This window comes from Faecalibacillus sp. MSK20_93, from assembly GCF_020589945.1.
Taxonomy (GTDB): domain Bacteria; phylum Bacillota_I; class Bacilli_A; order Erysipelotrichales; family Coprobacillaceae; genus Faecalibacillus; species Faecalibacillus intestinalis.
In genome coordinates this window covers 1-10,537 of sequence record NZ_JAJDKA010000075.1, presented here as the reverse complement: position 1 = coordinate 10,537, position 10,537 = coordinate 1, and the positions used below count along the sequence as shown (strand labels likewise).

The 10,537-nt window shown below is 28.4% G+C and carries 11 protein-coding genes; 9 read left to right on the top strand and 2 right to left on the bottom strand.

The window, feature by feature from the left end; translation table 11 throughout:
• Positions 1–117: 117 nt before the first annotated feature.
• The 5 genes from LJD34_RS14650 to LJD34_RS14630 all read left to right on the top strand — a co-directional run bounded on the left by LJD34_RS14650 (position 118) and on the right by LJD34_RS14630 (position 5,982).
• Positions 118–3,324, top strand: coding sequence for an ATP-binding cassette domain-containing protein (locus LJD34_RS14650; RefSeq protein ID WP_227360246.1), 3,207 nt, complete (start codon positions 118–120; stop codon positions 3,322–3,324).
• A 61-nt stretch (positions 3,325–3,385) separates the two neighbouring features.
• A complete protein-coding gene (locus tag LJD34_RS14645; RefSeq protein ID WP_175302088.1) occupies positions 3,386–4,315 on the top strand; it encodes a GTP-binding protein in 930 nt (309 codons plus the stop codon).
• Between the two features lie 51 nt (positions 4,316–4,366).
• On the top strand, positions 4,367–5,095 hold the full coding sequence (locus LJD34_RS14640) for a YdcF family protein (protein ID WP_227360245.1): 729 nt from the start codon (positions 4,367–4,369) through the stop codon (positions 5,093–5,095).
• Positions 5,096–5,106: 11 nt separating this feature from the next.
• Complete coding sequence (locus tag LJD34_RS14635) at positions 5,107–5,577, top strand: hypothetical protein (RefSeq protein ID WP_119362557.1); 471 nt, start codon at positions 5,107–5,109, stop codon at positions 5,575–5,577.
• A 63-nt stretch (positions 5,578–5,640) separates the two neighbouring features.
• Complete coding sequence (locus tag LJD34_RS14630; RefSeq protein WP_022002559.1) at positions 5,641–5,982, top strand: hypothetical protein; 342 nt, start codon at positions 5,641–5,643, stop codon at positions 5,980–5,982.
• A 20-nt stretch (positions 5,983–6,002) separates the two neighbouring features.
• On the opposite strand, the gene LJD34_RS14625 is transcribed toward LJD34_RS14630, so the two are convergent.
• The gene (locus LJD34_RS14625; protein ID WP_022002560.1) at positions 6,003–6,818 is read right to left on the bottom strand and encodes an Mrp/NBP35 family ATP-binding protein; all 816 of its coding nucleotides are present in this window, start codon (positions 6,816–6,818) and stop codon (positions 6,003–6,005) included.
• A 113-nt stretch (positions 6,819–6,931) separates the two neighbouring features.
• On the opposite strand from LJD34_RS14625, the gene LJD34_RS14620 reads away from it, so the two are divergent.
• Genes LJD34_RS14620 through LJD34_RS14610 form a run of 3 tightly spaced genes read left to right on the top strand, consistent with a single transcriptional unit; the run spans position 6,932 to position 8,740 of the window.
• Positions 6,932–8,272: an MATE family efflux transporter gene (locus tag LJD34_RS14620; RefSeq protein ID WP_119362559.1), complete on the top strand. Its 1,341-nt coding sequence runs from the start codon at positions 6,932–6,934 to the stop codon at positions 8,270–8,272.
• Between the two features lies 1 nt (position 8,273).
• A complete protein-coding gene (locus LJD34_RS14615) occupies positions 8,274–8,438 on the top strand; it encodes a hypothetical protein (RefSeq protein WP_022002562.1) in 165 nt (54 codons plus the stop codon).
• On the top strand, positions 8,438–8,740 hold the full coding sequence (locus tag LJD34_RS14610; protein ID WP_022002563.1) for a hypothetical protein: 303 nt from the start codon (positions 8,438–8,440) through the stop codon (positions 8,738–8,740). The genes LJD34_RS14615 and LJD34_RS14610 overlap by 1 nt, the downstream gene beginning before the upstream one ends.
• Positions 8,741–8,762: 22 nt before the next feature.
• On the opposite strand, the gene LJD34_RS14605 is transcribed toward LJD34_RS14610, so the two are convergent.
• Positions 8,763–9,560, bottom strand: coding sequence for a DUF11 domain-containing protein (locus tag LJD34_RS14605; RefSeq protein WP_227360244.1), 798 nt, complete (start codon positions 9,558–9,560; stop codon positions 8,763–8,765).
• Between the two features lie 121 nt (positions 9,561–9,681).
• Between LJD34_RS14605 and LJD34_RS14600 the strand changes: the two genes are divergently transcribed.
• Positions 9,682–10,365, top strand: coding sequence for a FadR/GntR family transcriptional regulator (locus tag LJD34_RS14600; protein WP_032089587.1), 684 nt, complete (start codon positions 9,682–9,684; stop codon positions 10,363–10,365).
• Positions 10,366–10,537: the final 172 nt, after the last annotated feature.

Below are 10,537 nucleotides of genomic sequence, written 5' to 3'. Positions count from 1 at the left end.
AGTACATTGTGCGAAAATAGCTCGTTGCCAGTTCCTTCTTTTTTTTTATGTTTTTACATACTATTAATAATAAGTTCAAATTGAAATGATAATTTTATTCTATGTGGAGGGGGAAAGATGTTACAAATAACAGATATCTGTAAACAGTATAAAACGGGAAATTTTATTCAAAAAGCTTTAAATCATGTCAGCTTTAATTTAAGAGATAATGAATTTGTATCGATACTTGGTCCAAGTGGCTCTGGTAAAACCACACTTTTAAATATTATTGGTGGATTAGATAGATATGACAGTGGAGACTTAATTATCAATGGTATTTCCACAAAAAAATATAAAGACAGAGATTGGGATTCTTATCGTAATCACACAATTGGTTTTGTTTTCCAAAGTTATAACTTAATTCCACATCAGACAATTTTATCCAATGTTGAACTTGCGCTTACTATTTCTGGTGTTTCTAAAGCACAAAGAAGAGAGAAAGCAATTGATGCTCTTACCAAGGTAGGATTAGGACAACAAATTCATAAAAAGCCTAATCAGTTATCAGGAGGACAAATGCAACGTGTTGCTATTGCAAGAGCATTGGTTAATGATCCTGATATTTTATTGGCTGATGAACCAACAGGAGCCTTAGATAGTGAAACGAGTATACAAGTTATGGATTTATTAAAAGAAGTTGCTAAGGACAGACTTGTTGTTATGGTTACTCATAATCCAAAACTTGCCAAAGAATATGCAACACGTATTGTTACATTAAAAGATGGAGTTATTTTAGATGATACAAACCCATATCATGTTGAAAGTTTTGTCCCACAACATCGTAATATGGGAAAAACATCTATGTCTTTACTTACATCACTATCCCTTAGTTTTAATAATTTAAAAACAAAAAAAGGAAGAACTTTTTTAACATCTTTTGCAGGTTCTATAGGGATTATAGGAATAGCTCTTATATTATCTTTATCAAATGGTGTTAATACTTATATTCAAACAATCGAAGAAGATACGTTGTCAGAATATCCTTTACAAATTACAAGTACTGGTATAGATATGTCATCAATGTTAGTAGATGATAATCAAGATAAAAAACAATCTTCTAAAAATGATATTCAAGTAGCTAATATGATGACTACAATGTTTTCTAAAATTGGATCAAATGATTTAGAATCATTAAAGAGTTATATTCAAAGTAATCAAAAACAATTAAAAAATTATTCCAATGCAATCGAATATACTTATAATGTGACACCACAAATATATCGCTATCAAGATAATACTTATAGACAAGTTAATCCTGATAAAACATTTAGTTCCCTAGGAATGGGATCATCCACAAGTTCAAATAGTATGATGTCTTCCATGATGTCTACAGATGTCTTTAAATCCATGCCTAAAAACACTAACTTATTTAGTGGGCAATATGATATGAAAGCAGGTCATTGGCCAAAAAAATATAATGAATGTGTTGTTGTTCTTACTTCCTCTGGAAAGATAAGTGATATGATGGCTTATACACTTGGTTTAAGAGATTCATCAGAATTAGATCAAATGGTACAACAGTTTGCTAATGAAGAAGATGTAGATGTGACATTAAAAGAGGATGATTATAGTTATCAAGATATTTTAAATAAAACATTCAAACTTGTTAAATCGGCGGATTATTATGAATATGATGAACAATATCATGTATATAAAGATAAATCTAATGATCAAACATATATGAATCAACTTGTTCAAAATGGTGAAGATTTAAAAATTGTAGGCATTGTCCAACCTAAAGATGATCAAACAGCGACCATGTTATCAACAGGAATTTATTATCCATCATCACTTGTACAACATATTATAGAAAAGTCATCTACAACTCAAATTGTTCAAGATCAATTAAAAAATAAAAATGTGAATATTTTTACAGGAAATGCTTTTGAAGAAAAAAATTCACAATTTGATTTAAGTTCATTATTTACAATTGATCAAAACAAAATGCAATCAGCATTTAAGTTCAATACACAAGCTTTACAATTAGATTTTACGAATTTAAATCAAGAACTGACAAATCTATCACTTCCAACATTAGACATGAATCAAATAATTAATCAAATTCAATTTAATGTTTCAAGTGATCAACTTGATCATTTAGCTAATTCTTTATTAAATGGTTATTTAGAATATGAAAAAAATCATCCAGAGGTAAATATTAATCAAGCTACACAAGAATTTATAAATTACTTACAAACAGATCATGCACGTCAAGTTATAGAAGAACAAGTAAAGAAATATATTGAAGATGGTATTGATCAAAATGAAATGCAACAAATTATCAATGCAGTCTTAGACGATTATAAAAAACAATTAGGCGCAAATGATTTAGATATTACAAAAATAAATGAGTATTTAATGAGCTATTTAAATTCACAAGAAGCAAAGAATATTTTAACTCAAGAAATGACATCTATTATACAATCAACAAACATAGAAACACAAATTTCTCAAATTATGTCTCAATATATGCAATCATCTATGCAAAATTTATCATCCTCTCTACAAAGAGGTATTCAAAAAAGTATGATGTCTATGAGCTCATCAATGGAAAATGCTTTTCAATTTGATAGTCATGCTTTTGCAGAAGCAATGAGCTTTAGTGGTGATGAAAATGATTTTATGAGTATTATTTCATCAATGATGACAAGTGAACAAGATTCATATGATAATAATATAAAGAAATTAGGATATGCTGATTTTAAAAAACCAGCAAGTATTAGTATTTATCCTAAAAACTTTGAAAGCAAAGAAAAAGTGATTCACTTTTTAGATACGTATAATCATAAAATGGAAAAAACAAATCAAGAAGACAAAGTCATTACGTATACAGATTTTGTAGGAACATTAATGTCTTCGGTAACTGATATTGTTAATGTCATTAGTTATGTCCTTGTAGCCTTTGTAGGTATTTCATTGGTTGTTTCTTCAATTATGATAGGTGTTATTACGTATATTAGTGTTTTAGAACGTAAAAAAGAAATTGGTATATTAAGAGCCATAGGGGCTTCTAAACGTAATATTTCGCAAGTATTCAATGCTGAAACATTTATTATTGGATTGTTTGCAGGTCTTATTGGAATTATTATTACATTACTCGCTCTTATCCCAGCTAATATTGTTATTCACAATATTGCAGATACAACAGCTGTTAATGCTTCTTTACCACCAGTTGCAGGAATTGTTTTAATTATTTTAAGCGTGATTTTAACTCTACTTGGAGGAATTGTTCCTTCTAAAAAAGCAGCGAAAGAAGATCCTGTAACAGCGTTAAGAACAGATTAAAAAGTCTTTCTATTAGACTTTTTTTTCTTTAGATATATAATAAAATCAAGGAGTGAAGATTATGGTAAAAGTAGATTTAATAACAGGTTTTTTAGGATCTGGTAAAACAACTTTCATAAAAAAATATGCTCAATATTTAATTGATCAAGGATATAGAATTGGAATTATTGAAAACGATTTTGGTGCAGTTAATGTTGATATGATGTTATTACAAGATTTAGAATCAGAAAATTGTGAATTAGAAATGGTAGCAGGAGCTTGTGATAAGGATTGTCATCAAAGACGTTTTAAGACAAAATTGATATCTATGGGAATGAGAGACTTTGATCGTGTTTTGGTAGAACCATCAGGTATTTTTGATGTAGAAGAATTTTTTGATGTTTTACATGAAGAACCTCTTACAAATTGGTATGAAATAGGAAATGTATTTGCAATTGTAGATGCCTCATTAGAAAAAAATTTATCTAAAGAAGCTTCTTATTTACTTGCAAGCCAAATTGTAAGTGCAGGAAAAATTATTTTAAGTAAAGTAGATACTACAAGTAAAGAAAGAATTGTAGAAACAATTCAACAAATGAATGATGCACTTGCTTTATTTCATGGAAAACCTCTTCTACAAGAAAGATTAAAAATTAAAAAATGGGATGAAATGACCCAAGAAGATTATCAAGAATTATTAAATAGTCAATATACAAATGATTATATTGAAAAATTATGGTTTAACCAAAATGATGCTTTTCAATCTCTTTATTATATGAATAATAGATTCAATCAAGATGAATTTATTCAAAAAATAAATCATATATTTAAAGATCAAGATTGTGGTCATGTCATGAGAGTTAAAGGTTTTTATCAAAAAGAAAAACACTGGTATGAAATCAATATGACTCAAGAAAATACCTCTATACAAGAAATCAATCAAGGGCAAGATGTCATAATTGTTATCGGTGAAGAACTAAATAAAAATAAAATAGATCAATATTTTAAATAGAGATGTCAAAATCTCTATTTTTTGTTAGAATGAATCCAAGTAGGTGAAACAATGAAAATTATAAAATATTTATTACTGATATTTTTTATCATAAGTTTTATTATTTTTTTACTTCCTTTTTTATTAAAAGGAATCTTAAATATTGGAAATATAGCAGGAATGATAGTTTCTTTAGGTTGTTTCCTTATTATCTTTTTTAATAAGCCATTACATCATTTGATTTTTTCTAAAATAATATTATCTTTCATAATCATCCTTTTAGCAATTATTTCTACGTGTTCTTATAAAATACTTACAAATATGAATATATTACCTCAAGAAGAAACAACAGTTGTTGTTTTAGGATGTCGTGTTAAAAATAAAAAACCAAGTCTTGCATTAAAAGAAAGACTTGATAAAACATATCAATATTTAAATGAAAATCCTAAATTACAATGTATTCTATCAGGTGGACAAGGTGCTAATGAAGAAATATCAGAAGCTAAATGTATGTATCAATATCTTGTAAGTAAAGGAATTGATCCTCATCGCTTATATCAAGAAGATAAGTCTACTTCTACAAGAGAAAATATATTGTTTTCTTATCAATTAATTAAAAAAGAAAATTTATCTAAAGCAATCACGATTATTACAAATGAATTTCATGAATATCGTGCACAAACAATAGCTCGTCGATTAAATATCAAAAGTTATGCTATAAGTGCTCATACTGCTTGGTGGTTATTTCCTACATATTTTGTAAGAGAAATCTTTGGCATTGTTTATGAATTTATTTTTTAGGAGGCAAGATTATGGGAGGAATAAGTGTGTTAGTAGTTTTAGGTTTATTTATGTCTTTTTATGCGTTATATCTTTTTTTGATCTTTATCAGCATCTTTTATCTTGTTGAAAATTATATTTTTGAAAGTCTTTTTCTTTATAATAAAACACATTCAAAGAAATCATGGATTCCTTATTACAGTAAATATCTTCTAGGAAAAGAAGTAGCATTGGAAAAGGAAGGATTATTTTTAATGATGATTGAAATTATGGGAACAATTCTTTTTTATCTCTCTTTAAATGCTCAATTAGGTTCATTAGATACAATTATCTTTTTATTATTTTTAGGATGTATTTTACTTTCTTTTATTATGAATATTTATATTTCACATCAAATTATAAAAAAGGTTTATCCTAAATATGGAGATTGGATTACTGTTTTCAATGTTTTAACATTGGGATTTTTTAGATCTATAAGTTTATTTCTTGTTAGAAATAAATAATAAAAAGACTATCTTTTTTTAAAGTTTGTGATAATATATTACACGAAATATGAGGTGATTGAGATGAAACAAGTTGTTTTAGAATTTGATGATGAAGAAATGGAATTATTAGAAGAACAATTTAAACAAATTCAAGATGTTGCTGGAATGGAAACAATTGAAGATTATATATATTATGCGACAATGTCACATTGTAAAACAATGCAAGCAGCATCAAAAATGTTTGGACAATCAGGTGATATTGAAAAACTTATGGCTGATGAAAATGTTCATGTTGGCGTTGTAAACATGCCTATTCAATTATCTAATGTAGAAGATAAAGATGAATTTAGTAGATATTTAAATGATGTTTTAAATGATGCCGTAAAAGACTTCATGAATCGTAATAATGAACCACTAAATTAAAAAAGCACGTGAGTGCTTTTTTAAATATCTTTTACTTTTTGAGAAAACTCATCAAACCAATCAGAATGATAATTTTCAACATAACCTTGATCAGATAATTGAGTCAATTCACTATCAATAGGTAATTGACCAAGTAATGGAAGTTGATAACGATCAGCCACTTCTTGGCTATGACTTTTACCAAACATATAAATTTTCTTATCACAATCAGGACATTTAACATAAGACATATTTTCAACGATACCAATAATATCGACATCCATTTTTTTAGCCATATTAACAGCTTTACTTACAATCATCCCTACAAGTTCTTGAGGACTTGTCACAATGATTATACCATCTAATGGAAGTGATTGAAAAACTGTAAGTGGAACATCTCCTGTTCCTGGAGGCATATCAACAAACATATAATCAACATCTCCCCACATTACATCAGACCAGAATTGTTTGATCATTCCTGCAAGTACGGGACCACGCCAAATAACTGGTGTGTCATTTGATTCTAATAATAAATTCGTAGACATAATTTTAATTCCTTGACTACTTTCAACAGGTGTGAATTCTTTACCATTAGATAAAACTTGTTTGTTTTCTACGCCAAAAATACGTCCTATAGAAGGTCCTGTAATATCACCATCTAGAATAGCTACCTTATATCCTTCTCTTTGTTTAGCAAGCGCCAATAATGAAGTTACTGAAGACTTTCCAACGCCTCCTTTACCACTTACAACACCAATCACTTTTTTTACATGAGAATGTGCATTCATTGGTGCTAAAAAATCTTTTTTTGAACATGTACTTTTACATGAATTACAATCATGATTACAATTAGCCATACTACTCTCTCCTTTAACCTCTATACATTATAACCTAAAATCAAAAAATAAAAAAACAATATGATTGACTTTATATTAAAAACTCTTAATAATTAAATCTATGGAGGGAATTTATGAAAAATTTAACCACAGGTCATCCTTTAAAACTTATCTTTTTCTTTGCTTTACCTTTAATGTTCGGTAATTTTTTACAACAACTTTATATCATGGTAGATACCATGATTGTAGGGCGTTTTGTAGGTGTTGATGCATTAGCTTCTATTGGTGGAGCAGATTGGATCAACTGGGCTATTTTAGGACTTTTAATGGGCTTTACACAAGGATTTTCAATTCGTGTATCTAATTGTTTAGGGGCTAATGATGAAAAAGGAATGGAAAAATCAATTGCGATGTCCTATCTTTCATGTTTTGTAATAGCAATTTTAGTTATCATTTTTTCACAAATAATTATCGAACCTTTATTAAAACTATTAAATACACCAAGTCATACAATTCAAGGATCTATTACCTATTTAAGAATCATGTCTGGTGGAGCCTTAATTGTGATCTTTTATAACTGTTTTTCAAGTATTTTAAGAGCTATAGGGGATAGTCGTACACCGCTTATTGCAATGCTCATTGCTGCTTGTTTAAACGTTATACTCGATTTATTATTTGTTTGTATCTTTCATCAAGGAATTGCTGGTGCAGCAATAGCAACATTGATTTCACAATTATTTGCAGCTACTTTTTGTTATTTTAAAATAAGAAAAGAATTACCCTTTAAAATTAAAAAAGAAAGTTTTCAAATAGATCAAAAACTTATTTATCAACTCATTAAATTAGGTTTACCATTAGCTTTTCAAAACTTGATTATTGCTTTTGGTGGAATTGTTTTACAATCTGTAGTTAATGGCTTTGGTTTCTTATTTATTGCTGGTTATACAGCAACAAATAAACTCTATGGAATATTAGAAGTTGTTGCTATATCCTTTGGTTATGCAATTACAACCTTTGTTTCACAAAACTATGGAGCTAAAAAATATCAAAGAATGAAATCCGGTGTTTTTCAAGCAAATATTTTATCTGTTTTTATTTCCATTGTTATTATGATCGTTATTCTATTCTTTGGTAAAAAAGTATTATTACTTTTTATATCTACGACACCAAAACAAACACAAATTGTTTTAAAATATGCTTATGATTATTTATTTACAATGGCTGTTTGTTTACCAGTTTTATATATTTTATATTCTTATAGAAGTGCTCTTCAAGGGATGGAAAATACGATTATTCCAATGGTATCAGGAATTGTTGAGTTAATTACGAGAGTATCAGCAGCACTTATTTTACCGCATTATATGGGTGTTTATGGAATATATTTAGCAGAGGTTCTTGCTTGGACTGCTGCTGCAATCATGCTTTATATTTTTTATCATAAAGATTTACATCAATTAGATAAAGGAGTTATGTAATATGGGTTGGCTTATTTTTATGTGGTTTGTCATTTTAATTGTAATGCTTATTCTTTATTTTATCATGATTGCATTTAAGGTAAGTAAGTTATATCATGATATAGAAAAAAGACAAAATGATGATTTTGAAAATATATCAAAGTTTAAAGAAAGGATGATGAAATAATGTTAGGAACATTATATGTTGTTATATCAAGTTCAAAAGAAGAAGATTATCAAAAAGTAAAAGAGGAATTATTAGAAATCTATCCTGATTTTTCAGTATCTCCTTACAAAGAATCACAAATGGAAAAAGATGCTGTTGAATTCTTTGCGACTTGTCAAATAACAAAAGAAAAAGCACAAGAAGTTTTAGATCAATTAAATAATGATTGGGATGGAGAAGTAGATGATTGTATTGCTTATGGATTTAATACAAAAATGTTTGATTCTCTTGTCTATCATTTAAATTTTCAATTATACGATTAAAATGGATGCCATGGCATCCATTTTAATTTGTATAAATTCCTGAAACAGTAAGCGTACTAGTACCTACAGGAATAGCTAAATTAGGAATTGTAAGTGTTGTTCCAGTAACATAAGTTGTTGGATCATAGATAATAGGTGTAGGTGAATCAGGTGTTGTTAGAGAAATACTATTAATTGTATATCCTGTTGGGAAAACATCACTAAATGAAACATTTGTTGCATTTTCATTACCATTATTGATAATTTGGAAAGTATAAACAAGTGTGTCTCCACTATAAATACTAGCTTTATTTGCTGATTTGGTAATATCTAATGATACATAATTTGCAAGTTTTACAGAAGCACTAGGATTTGGTGTGACAGCAACGATAGGACCAGTGGTTGATCCACCATTGGCTGTAATTGTTTGTGTATTTGTAAGCACATCTGGTCTTGTTGTAGGTGTCGTTGTTTCAAAAATAATAAGCACATTATCATTAGGATTTATTACATTATCAATGGTAAAAATAACTGTATTGTTTGTTATTTGTACGTTTACTTCAATCGGTGTACCATTTAAATAACCTTCTACACTATTATCAACATATTGAGTGAGTCCTTTAGCTAAATCATCGACAACTGTTAAATTATAAAGTGAAGCACTTCCTGTATTTTCTACTCTTGTTACATAAGTGATTGTTTGATTAGGGGTATAAGTATCAAGAAGTGCTTCTTTAGTAGCAGTTAAGTCATAGAGACTTAATATTTGAGTTGTTACTGTATTTGAATTAGTTGTCATATTGTTGTAAAGCAAAGTGGCTTGATTGGCTATATTGTCCATAAATAACCTCCTTTCATTGTACTATATGAGGAATTAAAAAAAGATGTATGGACAAAAGGGCATAGAATAATTATTATTTTTGTGATAGAATTTCAAGTAATTTAAGGAATCGAGGGAAACTATGGATAAGAAAAAAAGGTTATCGGATGATATTGCTGAGATGCTCCTTTCGATGATCGTCGTTGAAAAGAAATATTTACCAGGAGATAAACTTCCTAATGAGATTGAATTATCTAAAGAATTAGGAGTTAGTCGTATTACATTAAGAGAAGCGATACGTATTTTAGTAACACGACATGTTTTAGAAATTAAAAGAGGAAAAGGAACTTTTGTTAGAGAAGATTATGATAATCAAACTTTTGAAAAGTTCAATATTCCTCCAGAAGTTAAAATGGGAGCAGATGATCTTTACGAAATCCGTTTGATTTTTGAACCAGAAATTGCTTATTATGCAACACTTAGAGCAACGGATAAAGAATTGGAAAGAATCAATGCAATCAAAAATGAAATTGAAGACTGTATTACAAATAAAAAAAGTTATGCAAAACAAGAAATGTTATTTCACTGTTCTATTGCACAAGCAACGCATAATGAATTTATGTCAAGATTAGAACCAGTGTTACAAGAATCTATTCAAAAAGGGGTTTTTCTTTACGAATATGAACATGTATCTAATCAAGATATTATCTCAGATAATAAAATGATTATGGAATTTATGAATGATCGAAATGCAGAAGGGGCAAGAAGCGCCATGCGTATACACATCTTAAGGGCAATCAATCAATTAAAGTTAGAAAAGAAATAATTGATGATTGTTAAAAAAATGTTCAAAGAGAGCAGACAACGCTATTGACATAAGACAACATTAGACGTATAATGGGTAACGAAAAAGGAAATCGAGTAATAAAAATTAATGGGGGATATTAAAAATGGCAAAAATTTTTTATGAATCAGATTGTGACTTATCATTATTAGAT